Source organism: Klebsiella sp. K-3 (assembly GCF_051207495.1).
GTDB classification, from domain to species: domain Bacteria; phylum Pseudomonadota; class Gammaproteobacteria; order Enterobacterales; family Enterobacteriaceae; genus Klebsiella; species Klebsiella aerogenes.
In genome coordinates this window covers 47,548-63,102 of record NZ_JBPNXF010000006.1, presented here as the reverse complement: position 1 = coordinate 63,102, position 15,555 = coordinate 47,548, and the positions used below count along the sequence as shown (strand labels likewise).

Sequence of the window (15,555 nt, the reverse complement as noted above, 5' to 3'; positions counted from 1 at the left end):
CAGCGGGTCGCCCTTGTATCTGTTTGAAAGCCTGAATCAGCTGATTCAAAACTACCTGCCGGAAGAGCAAATCAAGCGCCTTCGGCAGGCGTATCTCGTTGCACGTGACGCTCACGAGGGTCAGACACGTTCAAGCGGTGAACCCTATATCACGCACCCGGTAGCGGTGGCCTGCATTCTGGCCGAGATGAAACTCGACTACGAAACGCTGATGGCCGCGCTGCTGCATGATGTGATTGAAGATACCCCTGCCACCTACCAGGACATGGAACAGCTTTTTGGTAAAAGCGTCGCCGAACTGGTAGAGGGGGTGTCGAAACTTGATAAGCTCAAGTTCCGCGATAAGAAAGAGGCGCAAGCCGAAAACTTCCGCAAAATGATCATGGCGATGGTGCAGGATATCCGCGTCATCCTCATCAAGCTTGCCGACCGCACCCACAACATGCGCACCCTGGGCTCACTACGCCCGGATAAACGCCGCCGCATCGCCCGCGAAACGCTGGAAATTTATAGCCCTCTGGCGCATCGTTTAGGTATCCATCACATCAAAACCGAGCTCGAAGAGCTGGGCTTTGAAGCGCTGTACCCTAACCGCTACCGCGTCATTAAAGAAGTGGTCAAAGCAGCGCGCGGCAACCGAAAAGAGATGATTCAGAAGATCCTCTCTGAGATCGAAGGGCGTTTACAGGAAGCGGGGATCCCCTGCCGCGTTAGCGGTCGCGAAAAGCATCTGTACTCCATTTATTGCAAAATGGTGCTCAAAGAGCAGCGTTTTCACTCGATCATGGACATCTACGCCTTCCGCGTTATCGTTCACGATCCTGATATTTGCTATCGTGTGCTGGGCCAAATGCACAGCCTCTACAAGCCGCGTCCAGGTCGTTTCAAAGATTACATCGCCATTCCAAAAGCGAACGGCTATCAATCTTTGCACACCTCGATGATTGGCCCCCACGGCGTCCCGGTCGAGGTGCAAATCCGTACCGAAGATATGGACCAGATGGCGGAGATGGGGGTAGCGGCGCACTGGGCTTATAAAGAGCACGGCGGCGAAAGCAGCACGACCGCGCAAATCCGCGCCCAGCGCTGGATGCAAAGCCTGCTGGAACTGCAGCAGAGCGCCGGTAGTTCGTTTGAATTTATCGAGAGCGTTAAATCCGATCTGTTCCCGGATGAGATTTACGTTTTCACCCCGGAAGGGCGCATTGTCGAACTGCCTGCCGGTGCCACGCCGGTGGACTTCGCCTACGCGGTGCATACCGATATCGGCCATGCCTGCGTCGGCGCGCGCGTCGACCGCCAGCCCTATCCGCTGTCGCAGCCGCTCTCCAGCGGTCAGACTGTCGAAATCATTACCGCGCCGGGCGCACGCCCGAATGCCGCATGGCTGAACTTTGTCGTTAGCTCGAAAGCGCGCGCCAAAATCCGCCAACTGCTGAAGAACCTTAAGCGCGACGATTCGGTCAGCCTTGGCCGCCGATTGCTCAACCACGCGTTAGGCGGCAGCCGCAAGCTGGCAGAGATCCCGCAGGAGAACATCCAGCGCGAACTTGACCGCATGAAGCTGGCCACGCTTGACGATCTGCTGGCGGAAATCGGTCTCGGTAACGCAATGAGCGTCGTGGTAGCTAAAAATCTGCAGCAGGGCGAGGCCTCTGCCGCACCGGTGCCGGCCAACGCGTCGAATCACGGCCATCTGCCGATTAAAGGCGCCGACGGCGTACTGATTACTTTCGCCAAGTGCTGTCGTCCGATTCCAGGCGATCCGATCATCGCCCACGTCAGCCCAGGCAAAGGGTTGGTTATCCACCATGAATCCTGTCGTAACATCCGCGGCTACCAGAAAGAGCCTGAGAAGTTTATGGCGGTCGAGTGGGATAAAGAAACTGCGCAGGAATTTATCGCCGAAATTAAGGTGGATATGTTCAACCACCAGGGCGCGCTGGCTAACCTGACGGCCGCAATCAACACCGCGTCTTCCAATATTCAGAGCCTGAATACGGAAGAAAAAGATGGCCGCGTTTACAGCGCCTTTATCCGCCTGACCGCGCGCGACCGCGTGCATCTGGCGAATATCATGCGCAAAATTCGCGTCATGCCGGACGTGATTAAAGTCACTCGTAACCGAAATTAGCTTTTACAAAAATCGAATCCCCAGGAAGGTACTGAAGTACGTGACTGGGGTGAGTGAGTGCAGCTAACGCCGAGGCAGTTCGAAGGATTAAGTAGAATGAATTCACAGCGTTATGCGCGTATCTGCGAGATGCTCGCCAGGCGTCAGCCTGATCTGACGGTCTGCATGGAGCAGGTCCATAAACCCCATAACGTCTCTGCGGTCATCCGCACCGCAGACGCCATCGGCGTACACGAAGTACACGCCATCTGGCCTGGCAGCCGTATGCGCACCATGGCCTCTGCCGCCGCCGGCAGCAATAGTTGGGTGCAGGTAAAAACGCACCGCACTATCGGCGATGCCGTCAGCCACTTAAAAGGCCGGGGCATGCAAATCCTCGCGACACACCTTTCCGACAAAGCCATCGATTTTCGCGAAATCGATTATACGCGCCCGACCTGTATCCTGATGGGCCAGGAGAAAACCGGCATCACCCAGGAAGCGCTAGCGCTGGCAGACCAGGACATCATTATCCCTATGGTCGGTATGGTGCAGTCGCTGAACGTCTCCGTCGCCTCCGCGCTGATCCTTTACGAAGCGCAGCGTCAGCGGCAGAACGCCGGAATGTACCAACGCGCCAATAGCATGCTGCCGCCTGAAGAGCAGCAGCGGCTGTTATTTGAAGGCGGTTACCCGGTGCTGGCGCGCGTCGCCAAACAAAAAGGTCTGCCTTATCCCCACGTCAACGAGCAGGGCGAAGTAGAAGCCGATGCCTCGTGGTGGGCAACGATGCAGGCGGCGAGGTAAATCCGATGTCAGGCCGCCTGTTAGATGCCGTCCCGCTCAACTCGCTGACCGGCGTTGGCGCCGCACAGAGCAGCAAACTGGCGAAAATCGGTCTGCATACGGTTCAGGACCTGCTACTTCATCTGCCACTGCGCTATGAAGACCGGACTCACCTGTACCAAATCGGCGAACTGCTGCCGGGAGTCTACGCAACCGTAGAGGGGGAAGTGCTCAACAGCAATATCACCTTCGGCGGCCGCCGGATGATGACCTGTCAGATAAGTGACGGTTCCGGCATCCTGACCATGCGTTTTTTCAACTTCAACGCGGCGATGAAAAACAGCCTGGCGACCGGTCGTCGCGTGCTGGCCTACGGCGAAGCTAAACGCGGCAAGTTTGGCGCCGAGATGATCCACCCGGAATATCGCGTGCAGGGCGATATGAGTACCCCGGAGCTGCAGGAAACCCTGACTCCGGTCTACCCGACCACTGAAGGCATTAAGCAGGCGACGCTGCGCAAACTCACCGATCAGGCGCTTGAGCTGCTGGACACCTGCGCGATTAGCGAACTGCTGCCGCCGGAGCTGGCGCAGGGGATGATGAGCCTGCCGGAGGCGCTACGCACGCTGCATCGCCCGCCGCCGTCGCTACAACTCAGCGAGCTGGAGAGCGGTAAACATCCGGCACAGCAGCGTCTTATCCTGGAAGAGTTGTTAGCGCATAATCTCAGCATGCTGGCGCTCCGCGCCGGCGCCCAGCGCTATCATGCTCTGCCGCTCAGCGCCAACGACACGCTGAAAACCCAGCTTCTGGCTTCCCTGCCCTTTAAACCAACGGGCGCGCAGGCGCGCGTCACCGCTGAGATCGAACGCGATATGGCGCTGGACGTGCCGATGATGCGCCTGGTGCAGGGCGACGTCGGATCCGGCAAAACGCTGGTCGCCGCGCTGGCCGCCTTGCGCGCTATCGCCCATGGCAAACAGGTGGCGCTGATGGCGCCGACCGAACTGCTCGCCGAGCAGCACGCCAATAATTTCCGCAGCTGGTTCGCGCCGCTGGGCATTGAAGTCGGCTGGCTGGCGGGCAAGCAGAAAGGCAAAGCGCGCCAGGCGCAGCAGGAGGCCATCGCCAACGGCGAAGTGCAGATGATTGTCGGCACCCACGCCATTTTCCAGGAGCAGGTACAGTTTAACGGCCTGGCGCTAGTGATTATCGACGAACAGCACCGTTTTGGCGTTCATCAACGCCTGGCGCTGTGGGAAAAGGGCCAGCAGCAGGGCTTCCACCCGCATCAGTTGATCATGACCGCTACGCCGATTCCACGCACCCTGGCGATGACCGCCTATGCCGATCTCGATACCTCGGTTATCGACGAGCTGCCGCCGGGTCGTACCCCGGTAACGACCGTCGCTATCCCGGATACCCGCCGCAGCGACATTATCGACCGCGTGCGCAACGCCTGCACCCAGGAAGGTCGTCAGGCCTATTGGGTCTGTACGCTGATTGAAGAGTCCGATCTGCTGGAAGCCCAGGCGGCGGAAGCCACCTGGGAAGAGCTCAAACTGGCGCTGCCGGAACTTAATATCGGCCTCGTCCACGGGCGGATGAAACCAGCGGAAAAGCAGGCAGTGATGCAGGCCTTCAAGCAGGGCGAGATGCACCTGCTGGTCGCCACCACGGTGATTGAAGTCGGCGTTGACGTCCCTAACTCAAGCCTGATGATTATCGAAAACCCGGAGCGTCTGGGTCTGGCGCAGCTGCACCAGCTACGCGGGCGCGTCGGGCGCGGCGCCGCCGCCTCCCACTGCGTGCTACTCTATAAATCGCCGCTCTCCAAAACGGCGCAGAAGCGCCTGCAGGTGCTGCGCGACAGCAACGACGGTTTCGTCATCGCCCAGAAAGACCTTGAAATCCGCGGCCCCGGCGAGCTTCTCGGCACCCGCCAGACCGGCAACGCCGAATTTAAAGTAGCGGACTTGCTGCGCGATCAGGCCATGATCCCCGAGGTTCAGCGCATTGCTCGCCATATTCACGAACGCTATCCGCTGCAGGCACAGGCGCTGATTGAGCGCTGGATGCCGGAAACCGAACGCTATTCCAACGCGTAGCGCGTCCTTCTTGCCGCGCTACGGGCAACTTTTCTACACAATGAGTGGATTATGAAACGAGAACTGGCCATCGAATTTTCGCGTGTCACCGAAGCCGCCGCGCTGGCGGGCTATAAATGGCTGGGCCGCGGCGATAAAAATACCGCCGACGGCGCAGCGGTTAACGCCATGCGCATTATGCTTAACCTCGTCAATATCGACGGCACCATCGTCATCGGCGAGGGCGAAATCGATGAAGCGCCGATGCTCTATATCGGCGAAAAAGTGGGTACCGGCAAAGGCGACGCGGTAGATATCGCCGTCGATCCGATTGAAGGTACCCGCATGACGGCCATGGGCCAGGCCAACGCGCTGGCGGTGATGGCGGTTGGCGATAAAGGCTGCTTCCTCAACGCGCCGGATATGTATATGGAAAAGCTGATTGTCGGCCCCAGCGCTAAAGGCGCCATCGATCTCAATCTGCCGCTGGAAGAGAACCTGCGCAACATCGCCCGCGCGTTGAATAAACCGCTCGACGAGCTGACCGTCACCGTGCTGGCAAAACCCCGCCACGACGCGGTCATTGCGCAACTGCAGCAGTTGGGCGTGCGCGTGTTCGCGATCCCCGATGGCGACGTGGCGGCCTCTATCCTGACCTGTATGCCGGATAGCGAAGTCGACGTGCTGTACGGCATCGGAGGCGCGCCGGAAGGTGTGGTTTCGGCGGCAGTGATCCGCGCGCTTGACGGCGATATGCAGAGCCGCCTGCTGGCTCGTCACCACGTGAAGGGCGATAGCGAAGAGAACCGCCGTATCGGTGAAAACGAACTGGCGCGCTGCAAAACCATGGGTATCGAAGCGGGTAAAGTGCTGCGTCTTGATGAGATGGCGCGCAGTGATAACGTCATCTTCTCCGCCACCGGGATTACCAAAGGCGATCTGCTGGACGGCATCACCCGCAAGGGCAACATGGCGACCACCGAAACGCTGCTAATCCGCGGTAAATCGCGGACTATCCGCCGTATTCAGTCGATTCATTACCTCGACCGAAAAGACCCGGACGTCCAGCAACACATCCTGTAAAACATTTGATCAATCGAGCTTTCCAGCCTTTTCGGGCTGGAAATCTTCTCCCGTCGCGGTGAAGATAGACTGACGAGATTGAAAGGAGAGACGCAATGGCAAACTGGGTTACAGGTAAAGTTGTAAAAGTGCAAAACTGGACCGATGCACTGTTTAGCCTCACCATTCACGCGCCCGTTGAGCCGTTCACCGCAGGGCAGTTTGCTAAACTGGGCCTGGATGTTGACGGCGAGCGCGTGCAGCGCGCCTACTCCTACGTCAACGCCCCCAGCAATCCCGATCTCGAGTTCTACCTGGTCACCGTTCCGGAGGGTAAACTCAGCCCGCGACTGGCCGCGCTGAAACCCGGCGACGACGTTCAGATTGTCAGCGAAGCCGCCGGTTTCTTCGTGCTGGAAGAGGTGCCAGACTGCGACACGTTGTGGATGCTCGCCACCGGCACAGCCATCGGCCCCTATCTGTCGATTCTGGAAGAAGGGAAAGACCTGGATCGCTTCAAGAATCTGGTGCTGGTGCATGCGGCGCGCTATGCCGCCGACCTCAGCTATTTACCGCAAATGCGCGAGCTGGAGCAGCGCTACGCCGGCAAATTGCGTATCCAGACCGTGGTCAGCCGAGAGACAGCGGAAGGTTCGCTGACGGGCCGGGTGCCGTTCCTGATTGAAACCGGCGCGCTGGAAGAGGCGGTCGGCCTGCCGATGACCGCCGATACCAGCCACGTGATGCTGTGCGGTAACCCGCAGATGGTGCGTGATACCCAGCAGTTGCTGAAAGAGACCCGGCAGATGACCAAACATCTGCGTCGCCGACCGGGCCATATGACGGCAGAGCACTACTGGTAATCAGGCGTCCGCTTTCCAGCGGACATCCTGCGTCTCTTTGCCAAACTTATTTTCGCCCTGGGTGCCGACGAACGCGCCCAGGTCGATCAACATCATGACGATAATCAGCGTCGGTACAAAGCGCCCAACGCCCCACTGCCAGACCTGCGGCAACATCGCCCAGTTGCCCGCCAGCAGCATCCACGCCAGAATCATCAGCAGCGCCCAGAGGCCGGATCTCCCGCGATCGTGCAGACGCTTCACCACGACCGCCGCCGTCGGCCAGAGCAGGCAGACGAGAATAAACGCCGCGGTCTGTAAACTCAGCAAATTGCTGCCCGCGAGGGTAAACAGCGCGCTCATGGTCAACACCCAGATAACGATCCAAATCCAGAAATCCCGGCGGCCAATACGGCCTTTAATTGAGAATAACCACTGCTGTAGGGTCATGTTTTATTCCTTATCATCATCATTCGCGTAGTTTACCCTGAAGGCGTCACTTTTTGACAAGCGTGACGGTTCCCGTTTTAATCGTCGGCAGGCAAAAAAAGGAAAGATGGGCATGAAGAAGTGGGCAATCTTAAGTTTAATTGGGCTGACAGCGTTATCTGTCGGCCCGATGGCGTTGTCCGCAGAAACGGAATCCGCCGCCACCGCCCCCTATTTGCTACCCAGCGCGCCGATTTTTGATGTCAGCATCAGCGAGTTCCGCGAGAAATTTAATGCCGATAATCCGAAACTGCCGCTAAACGAGTTCCGTTCTATCGCCTCCAGCCGCGATAAAGCCAACCTGACCCGCGCCGCCACCAAGATTAACGAGAATCTGTATGCCTCTACCGCGCTGGAGCGCGGCACGCTGAAGATTAAATCAATGCAGATAACCTGGCTGCCGATTCAGGGGCCGGAACAAAAGGCGGCGAAAGCGAAAGCGCAGGAGTATATGAGCGCCATTCTTCGCGCCTTTGTGCCGACCCTAAGCCCACTGCAGAGCCAGCAAAAGCTGCAAAAACTGCTGACCGCCGGCAAAGGCAAACGCTACTACACCGAAACCGAAGGCGCGGTGCGCTATGTGGTGGCAGATCACGGGGAAAAGGGGCTAACTTTCGCCATTGAACCGATTAAGCTGGCGCTATCTGAAACGCTGGAAGACAACAATAAATGACAAAAAGCAAAGCCTTTCCAGTGACGAGTCTCTATACTGTTTCACAGACCATGCTGCCCTCTGGGGCGGCTATATTCCTTAATTCGCTTAGTAGCGTGGAGAATTAAAATGCGACATCCTTTAGTGATGGGTAACTGGAAACTGAACGGCAGCCGCCACATGGTAAACGAACTGGTTGCTAACCTGCGTACTGAACTGGCCGGCGTAAGCGGCTGTGCAGTGGCAATCGCACCGCCGGAAATGTATCTCGACCTGGCTAAGCGTGCGGCAGAAGGCAGCCACATCCACCTGGGCGCGCAGAACGTTGACGTGAACCTGTCCGGCGCATTCACCGGTGAAACCTCCGCTGAAATGCTGAAAGATATCGGCGCGCAGTACATCATCATCGGCCACTCCGAACGCCGTACCTACCACAAAGAATCCGACGAGCTGATCGCGAAGAAATTCGCTGTACTGAAAGAGCAGGGTCTGACGCCGGTTCTGTGCATCGGTGAAACCGAAGCTGAAAACGAAGCGGGCAAAACTGAAGAAGTTTGCGCGCGTCAGATCGACGCCGTGCTGAAAACTCAGGGCGCAGCCGCTTTTGAAGGCGTGGTTATCGCTTACGAACCCGTATGGGCCATCGGTACCGGTAAATCCGCTACCCCAGCGCAGGCTCAGGCGGTGCACAAATTTATCCGTGACCACATTGCTAAAGCTGACGCTAAAATCGCTGAGCAGGTCATCATCCAGTACGGCGGTTCCGTTAACGCCGGCAACGCCGCAGAGCTGTTCACCCAGCCGGACATCGACGGCGCGCTGGTTGGCGGCGCATCCCTGAAAGCAGACGCTTTCGCGGTGATCGTTAAAGCTGCAGAAGCGGCGAAAAAAGCGTAATTCGCTTTCCCGGTGGTGAAACGCCGCCGGGGTTGCTGACAAATTCGCACGAGTAATAACCCGGCTTAGCGCAGCGCGAGCCGGGTTTTATATTATCGCTACAATTTCCCCAATAGCTGATACCACGCGTAATCCAACGGCAGCAAAATCAAATAGCTCACCGCCGCCAGCGCCAGACATAGCAACATCCCCGCTCTCGCCGGGACTTTACCTAATCCCATCGCCACCACGATCGGCGACGCCTGGTACGGCAGCAGCGGCGTGGAATAACCCAGCACCTGAATCATAATCACGCTCAGCAGCGGAAAGCCGGTCGCGTCGGCAAAGCTCTGCGCAAAAGTCGTATACAGCGCCGGGACGCCGTTAGCGGTCATAATAAAGTTCAGCGCGCTGGTAATTCCGGTCAGCGCCAGGAAGCTGGTGAACGGATTATCTTTATCCAGCGGCATCACCTGCAGCAGCGCGTTACCCACCGCGCCGCCAATCCCGGTTTGGGTCACGGTAATCGCCAGTCCCAAAATGCCGGCAACATAAATGCAGGTGCGCATATTCACCCCGCTGGCGAACTCCTCGCCGCTGATAAATCCCACTCGCGGCAGCAGCGTGACCACCGCTGCCGCCAGGCCGGTCCACGCCGAGCCGACGCCGTGCCAGCTCTCTGTCACCCATAACGTCAACACCACCGCCAGTAGCCACGCCAGACGCTTTTCATCGCGGCTCATTGGCGCCAGCGACGCCAGCTCGCGCGGCGGATGCGGCTTGCCGGGAAACAGCCAGCAGATCAACGCCACCAGCACCGCCCCTTTCAGCCAGCCAAGCACCGGCGTATGCAGCAGTAAATAGGGAACGTAATTCAGATGGATCCCGTAAGAGCCTTCCGCCGCCCCGCTCATCACCAGATTCGGCACGTTAGCGGGCAAAATGGTCGCAGAAAGCTGGAAGGTGCCAAAGCCCACCGCCAGCGCCAGGCCGTACCAGCTGCGCGTGCCGTCGGCGATCCCCGCGCGCCGGGCCATCGCCGCCACGATCGGCATCAACAGCGCGATGCGCCCCATGTTTGACGGCATCACGAACGCCAACGCATAACTCAGTAATACGACGCTGCCGACCATCCGCGGCCAGGAGTCGGTGAGCCGCGCCGATAGCGCCTGCGCCGCTCTATCCGCCAGTCCGGTCTTACGGATGGCGATCCCCAACACAAAGCCGCTGAATACTAGCCAGAACGCCGAGGAAGCAAAACCGCCGAAGATCACCTCCGGCGGAGCGATTTTGGTCATCATCGCCGCCGCGAAGAACAGCAGCGCGGTGATAAATTCCGGTAACAGTGAAGTCGCCCAGAGCACAATGGTGATGCCGACGATCAGCGAAGGGAGGAACAGCGGGTGGGTTAGCCAGAGCGACATGCCTGTCTCCTGTCGTTTTTTTCAGCAAGAATACGACGACAGGAAAGACAGGTAAACGCCAGAACTAGTGGTTTGCGTTAAGAATTGCGCAGCTATGATCCTGAATTTCTTCCGCCGAAGCACGGTTCAAAGTCAGCAGGTTACGTTCTGTCGCCAACAGCACCAGCGAGCCGTCGCTTTGACGCGCCATCGCTAACGCATAACGCCCCATATGTTCGCGCGCTTCCGGTACCTCTTCCGCCAGCATCAGGAACGGGCTGCGCTGAGCCAGCTCGGTTTCCGTTACCCGACGCGCCAGATATTGATGGCCCTGCAGACCGCCCGGCAAGGGTAGCCAGCGGCTGCTAATTGTCGCCGCATCATTATCTAACTGCGCGCGGACATCGGGACGCAGGCAGGAGATATGAATATGGAAGTGGTTTTGCGTGCGCCCGCTGCGCGAGTTAATCGCCAGCGATACCGCGTTATCATCAATTGGCGCGCCGCGGCGCTGGCTCATAATTTCGCGCCCCTGCCACGCCTGCCAGAAGAAATTCGGCGTCAGCGGATCCAACAGCAGCGGACTTTCGGTACCGTTAATACGGTAGGTCGGCATCAGCAGATATTGCAGCGGGCCGTTGCGATCTTTAAACAACACGTAGCCGCCTTTCAGGTTCACTTCCGCGCACGGCGACGGATTTTGATGTTGCTGCTGATTGGGTACGCACTGCTGCAGGACAATATGACGTAACGCGTTCGGGTTGCCGGAATGCAGCCAATAGTAGCCGCCAGCCAGCGCCGCCAGAATAACCACCAGCAGCGCCCATAAAAGGTATCTTACTCTTCTCATTATTGTTCCCTGTTAAGCCTGAACCGGAAGAGTAACGTAATTTGATGACTAAATAAAAACAGATGGCGGGCGGGGAGTTACCCCGGGTGGCGGCTGTCGCCTTACCCGGGATACCAAATGGCGCAGAACTGTAGCCCTGCTAAGCGTAGCGCAAGCAGGGCCAAGAGGATTAACGCTGGCTAATCTGGTCGAAGGTGCCGCCGTTAGAGAAGTGCTCTTTCTGCGCTTTCGTCCAGCCGCCGAACTCCTGATCGATGGTAAACAGCTTCAATTTCGGGAACTCGTTGGCATATTTCTTCGCCACATCAGGATCGCGCGGACGATAGAAGTTCTTCGCCGCAATCTCCTGGCCTTCCGGCGAGTAGAGATACTTCAGGTACGCTTCCGCCACCTGACGAGTGCCTTTCTTATCCACCACTTTATCGACGACGGAAACCGTCGGCTCGGCCAGAATAGACTCGCTCGGCGTCACGATTTCAAACTTGTCCTTGCCCAGCTCTTTCGTCGCCAGCAGCGCTTCGTTCTCCCAGGCAATCAGCACATCGCCGATCCCGCGTTCGACGAAGGTGTTGGTGGAACCGCGCGCGCCGGAATCCAGCACTTCCACGTTTTTATACAGCGCCTTCACGAACTCCTGCGCTTTAGCTTGATCGCCGTGATTCTGATGCAGGGCGTAGCCCCATGCCGCCAGGTAGTTCCAGCGGGCGCCGCCGGAGCTTTTCGGGTTCGGGGTGATGACCGACACGCCAGGTTTAATCAGGTCGTTCCAGTCATGGATCTGTTTTGGGTTGCCCTTACGGACGAGGAACACGATGGTTGAGGTATACGGCGCGGAGTTATCCGGCAGGCGCTTCAGCCAGTTTTTATCGATACGGCCACGTTCAGCAATGGCGTCTACGTCGTAGGCCAGCGCCAGGGTGACGACATCCGCTTCAATCCCGTTGATAACTGACGTCGCCTGTTTGCCGGAGCCGCCGTGCGACTGACGAATCACCACGTTATCGCCGGTTTCCTGCTTCCAGTGCGCGCTAAACGCTTTATTATACTGTTCGTACAGCTCGCGCGTCGGATCGTACGATACGTTTAACAGCTGATAATCTTTTGCCAGCACGCTGGCGGATGCCAGCAACAGAGTTAACCCTACGCCCCACTTATTCATCGCACCGCTCTCTTTATGTCGTGTTGTGATGAACTAAGCGTGCCAGAAAGCGGATCAATGATTAAAGAATAAAAAAAGATTGGCTATAACCTGGAGATATAAAGCGGAGGATAAAGAAAACCCCCTCCCGGACGGGAAGGGGCGAGAAGCGATTAGACTTCTTCCATGCGGCCCAGCAGCGCCTGCAGACGATCCTGCCAGCCCTGCTGTTGTTCTCTCAGCTGGCTATTTTCACGCTCCAGCTCTTCACGACCGTGCTGCGCGCTCTGCACTTCCTGCGCCAGCGTGGTGTTCTTTTCTTTCAGCTCTTCGATTTCCATCTGCAACAGAGTGATGGTATCAATCGCCTGCTGAACTTTAGATTCTAATTTCTCAAACACTTCTAATGACATCGTCATACCTCTCCTGATCTTGCAAGGCGTTGATAGAAACTCGTGTTTCGTATACGCGGTCCCGCCTTAACGAATTAGCGCACAATAGCGGTGTTGTCGTCGATTGTATGAATCCCCGCCTCACCTGTCCAGCGACAACCCGCGCAGATTGCGGTTTGCAACACTTTTCAGTCTTTACCTGGTGCGTTCGCGGCAATTGCCCCGAACTTCTCTGGCGATTGTTAATCAATGAGATAACAAAATACGCAGAAAAAGGTGGGTAAATGTGCCGCAACACGCGTTTATGGCGCGAAAACGCTCATTTTCTTGACGAGGGACACAAATTTAAATTTCGATATTTCTCGTTTATGCTCGTTAACGATAAATTAACACTATGCCTACAAGGCACCGTGGTCGTCCACGACCAACATACTTACAATAATCACTTCGCTTCAGGATCCGATTATGAGCCAGACATCAACATTAAAAGGCCAGTGCATCGCAGAGTTTCTCGGTACCGGGTTGTTGATCTTTTTCGGCGTTGGGTGCGTAGCTGCGCTCAAAGTCGCAGGAGCCAGCTTCGGTCAGTGGGAAATCAGCATCATCTGGGGTCTGGGGGTGGCTATGGCTATCTACCTGACCGCGGGCGTATCCGGTGCGCACCTTAATCCGGCGGTCACCATCGCCTTATGGTTATTCGCCTGCTTTGATGGGCGCAAAGTTGTTCCTTTTATTATTTCGCAATTCGCTGGCGCCTTTTGCGCTGCGGCATTAGTTTACGGGCTTTATTACAATCTTTTCTTCGATTTCGAACACACCCACAATATGGTACGCGGCAGCGTGGAAAGCCTTGAGCTCGCCGGTATCTTCTCGACCTACCCTAACCCGCATATCAATTTTGTGCAGGCCTTCGCGGTAGAAATGGTGATTACCGCTATCCTGATGGGCGTGATTTTAGCGCTGACCGACGACGGCAACGGCGTGCCGCGCGGCCCGCTGGCGCCGCTGCTGATTGGCCTGCTGATTGCCGTTATCGGCGCCTCCATGGGCCCGCTGACCGGCTTCGCGATGAACCCGGCGCGTGATATCGGACCGAAAGCCTTCGCCTGGCTGGCAGGCTGGGGCAACGTCGCCTTCACCGGCGGCAAAGATATTCCTTATTTCCTGGTGCCGCTGTGCGCACCGGTGGTCGGCGCGGCGCTGGGCGCATTCAGCTACCGCAAATTCATTGGCCGCCATCTGCCTTGCGACACCTGCGTCGAGGAAGAAAAAGAATCCGCTTCTTCCGCGTCGCAACAAAAAGCTTCGCTGTAATCTGACTACGGGACACCAATTATGACCGAGAAAAAATATATCGTTGCGCTCGACCAGGGCACTACCAGCTCCCGCGCCGTCGTGATGGATCACGACGCCAATATCGTCAGCGTGTCACAGCGTGAATTCGAACAAATTTATCCGAAGCCAGGCTGGGTTGAGCACGACCCGATGGAGATTTGGGCCTCGCAGAGCTCTACGCTGGTCGAAGTGTTGGCAAAAGCCGATATCAACTCCGACGAAATTGCCGCCATCGGCATCACCAACCAGCGTGAAACCGCCATCGTATGGGAGCGTGAGACCGGCAAGCCTATTTACAACGCTATCGTCTGGCAGTGCCGCCGCACCGCGGATATTTGCGAGCAGCTCAAGCGCGACGGCATGGAAGAGTACATCCGCAAAGCCACCGGCCTGGTGGTGGACCCGTACTTCTCCGGTACCAAAGTGAAGTGGATCCTTGACCATGTCGAAGGCGCCCGCGAGCGCGCCAAGCGCGGCGAACTGCTGTTCGGTACCGTTGATACCTGGCTTATCTGGAAAATGACCCAGGGGCGCGTGCACGTCACCGACTACACCAACGCCTCGCGTACCATGTTGTTCAACATCCATGAACTGGACTGGGACGACAAAATGCTCGACGCGCTGGATATCCCGCGCGCCATGCTACCGGAAGTACGTAAGTCTTCTGAAGTGTACGGCCAGACCAACATCGGCGGTAAAGGCGGTACCCGTATTCCTATCTCCGGCATCGCCGGCGACCAGCAGGCGGCGCTGTTTGGCCAGCTGTGTGTGAAAGAAGGGATGGCGAAAAACACCTACGGTACCGGCTGCTTCATGTTGATGAACACCGGTGAAAAGGCGGTGACCTCAACCCACGGCCTGCTGACCACCATCGCCTGCGGCCCGACCGGCGAAGTGAACTACGCGCTGGAAGGCGCGGTGTTTATGGCCGGAGCGTCGATTCAGTGGCTGCGTGATGAAATGAAACTCATCAACGATGCCTTCGATTCTGAATACTTCGCCACTAAGGTGAAAGACACCAACGGCGTGTATGTGGTGCCGGCCTTTACCGGTCTTGGCGCGCCGTACTGGGATCCGTATGCGCGCGGCGCGATTTTCGGCCTGACCCGCGGGGTGAACGCCAACCATATTATCCGCGCCACGCTGGAATCTATCGCCTATCAGACGCGTGACGTTCTGGAAGCGATGCAGGCCGACTCCGGTATCCGTCTGCACGCCCTGCGCGTGGACGGCGGCGCGGTCGCCAACAACTTCCTGATGCAGTTCCAGTCCGATATTCTCGGCACCCGCGTGGAACGCCCGGAAGTGCGTGAAGTCACGGCGCTAGGCGCCGCCTATCTGGCAGGTCTGGCAGTCGGCTTCTGGCAAAATCTCGACGAGCTGCAGGAGAAAGCGGTGATTGAACGTGAGTTCCGCCCGGGTATTGAAACCACCGAGCGTAATTTCCGCTACAGCGGCTGGAAGAAAGCGGTGAAACGCGCGTTAGCGTGGGAAGAGCACGACGAGTAAACCTCGGTATCGCGCCGGATG

General features: G+C 57.5%; 14 protein-coding genes. 9 read left to right on the top strand and 5 right to left on the bottom strand.

What is annotated here, in order from left to right; translation table 11 throughout:
• Positions 1-13: 13 nt before the first annotated feature.
• From spoT to fpr, 5 genes are all read left to right on the top strand, one after another.
• Positions 14-2,134, top strand: coding sequence for a bifunctional GTP diphosphokinase/guanosine-3',5'-bis pyrophosphate 3'-pyrophosphohydrolase (spoT, locus tag ACSEMK_RS10815; protein ID WP_087858926.1), 2,121 nt, complete (start codon positions 14-16; stop codon positions 2,132-2,134).
• A 96-nt stretch (positions 2,135-2,230) separates the two neighbouring features.
• Positions 2,231-2,920, top strand: coding sequence for a tRNA (guanosine(18)-2'-O)-methyltransferase TrmH (trmH, locus tag ACSEMK_RS10810; RefSeq protein WP_015369142.1), 690 nt, complete (start codon positions 2,231-2,233; stop codon positions 2,918-2,920).
• A gap of 5 nt (positions 2,921-2,925) precedes the next feature.
• Complete coding sequence (gene recG, locus ACSEMK_RS10805) at positions 2,926-5,007, top strand: ATP-dependent DNA helicase RecG (protein ID WP_430914932.1); 2,082 nt, start codon at positions 2,926-2,928, stop codon at positions 5,005-5,007.
• A 51-nt stretch (positions 5,008-5,058) separates the two neighbouring features.
• A complete protein-coding gene (gene glpX, locus ACSEMK_RS10800; RefSeq protein ID WP_430914933.1) occupies positions 5,059-6,069 on the top strand; it encodes a class II fructose-bisphosphatase in 1,011 nt (336 codons plus the stop codon).
• Between the two features lie 95 nt (positions 6,070-6,164).
• Positions 6,165-6,911 (top strand): ferredoxin--NADP(+) reductase, encoded by a 747-nt coding sequence (fpr, locus tag ACSEMK_RS10795; protein WP_032709404.1) that lies wholly within the window; start codon positions 6,165-6,167, stop codon positions 6,909-6,911.
• Here fpr and ACSEMK_RS10790 read toward each other — a convergent pair whose 3' ends face one another.
• A complete protein-coding gene (locus ACSEMK_RS10790) occupies positions 6,912-7,340 on the bottom strand; it encodes a DUF805 domain-containing protein (RefSeq protein ID WP_015369138.1) in 429 nt (142 codons plus the stop codon).
• Between the two features lie 112 nt (positions 7,341-7,452).
• Here ACSEMK_RS10790 and ACSEMK_RS10785 point away from each other — a divergent pair, with 112 nt between their 5' ends.
• Together ACSEMK_RS10785 and tpiA are read left to right on the top strand one after the other, a co-directional pair.
• Positions 7,453-8,052: a DUF1454 family protein gene (locus tag ACSEMK_RS10785; RefSeq protein ID WP_015369137.1), complete on the top strand. Its 600-nt coding sequence runs from the start codon at positions 7,453-7,455 to the stop codon at positions 8,050-8,052.
• Between the two features lie 108 nt (positions 8,053-8,160).
• A complete protein-coding gene (tpiA, locus tag ACSEMK_RS10780; protein ID WP_002922909.1) occupies positions 8,161-8,928 on the top strand; it encodes a triose-phosphate isomerase in 768 nt (255 codons plus the stop codon).
• A 98-nt stretch (positions 8,929-9,026) separates the two neighbouring features.
• Here tpiA and ACSEMK_RS10775 read toward each other — a convergent pair whose 3' ends face one another.
• The 4 genes from ACSEMK_RS10775 to zapB all read right to left on the bottom strand — a co-directional run bounded on the left by ACSEMK_RS10775 (position 9,027) and on the right by zapB (position 12,717).
• Entirely contained in the window at positions 9,027-10,331 is a 1,305-nt protein-coding gene (locus ACSEMK_RS10775; RefSeq protein WP_430914934.1) for an SLC13 family permease, read from the bottom strand.
• 64 nt (positions 10,332-10,395) lie between these two features.
• Entirely contained in the window at positions 10,396-11,160 is a 765-nt protein-coding gene (locus tag ACSEMK_RS10770) for a CDP-diacylglycerol diphosphatase (protein ID WP_316425012.1), read from the bottom strand.
• Positions 11,161-11,329: 169 nt separating this feature from the next.
• Positions 11,330-12,319, bottom strand: coding sequence for a sulfate ABC transporter substrate-binding protein (locus tag ACSEMK_RS10765; RefSeq protein WP_015369134.1), 990 nt, complete (start codon positions 12,317-12,319; stop codon positions 11,330-11,332).
• A 152-nt stretch (positions 12,320-12,471) separates the two neighbouring features.
• The gene (gene zapB / locus ACSEMK_RS10760) at positions 12,472-12,717 is read right to left on the bottom strand and encodes a septal ring assembly protein ZapB (RefSeq protein WP_020077673.1); all 246 of its coding nucleotides are present in this window, start codon (positions 12,715-12,717) and stop codon (positions 12,472-12,474) included.
• A gap of 438 nt (positions 12,718-13,155) precedes the next feature.
• Here zapB and ACSEMK_RS10755 point away from each other — a divergent pair, with 438 nt between their 5' ends.
• A complete protein-coding gene (locus ACSEMK_RS10755) occupies positions 13,156-14,004 on the top strand; it encodes an MIP/aquaporin family protein (RefSeq protein WP_015369132.1) in 849 nt (282 codons plus the stop codon).
• A 21-nt stretch (positions 14,005-14,025) separates the two neighbouring features.
• Positions 14,026-15,534, top strand: coding sequence for a glycerol kinase GlpK (gene glpK, locus ACSEMK_RS10750; RefSeq protein WP_047040291.1), 1,509 nt, complete (start codon positions 14,026-14,028; stop codon positions 15,532-15,534).
• The last annotated feature ends 21 nt before the right edge of the window (positions 15,535-15,555 follow it).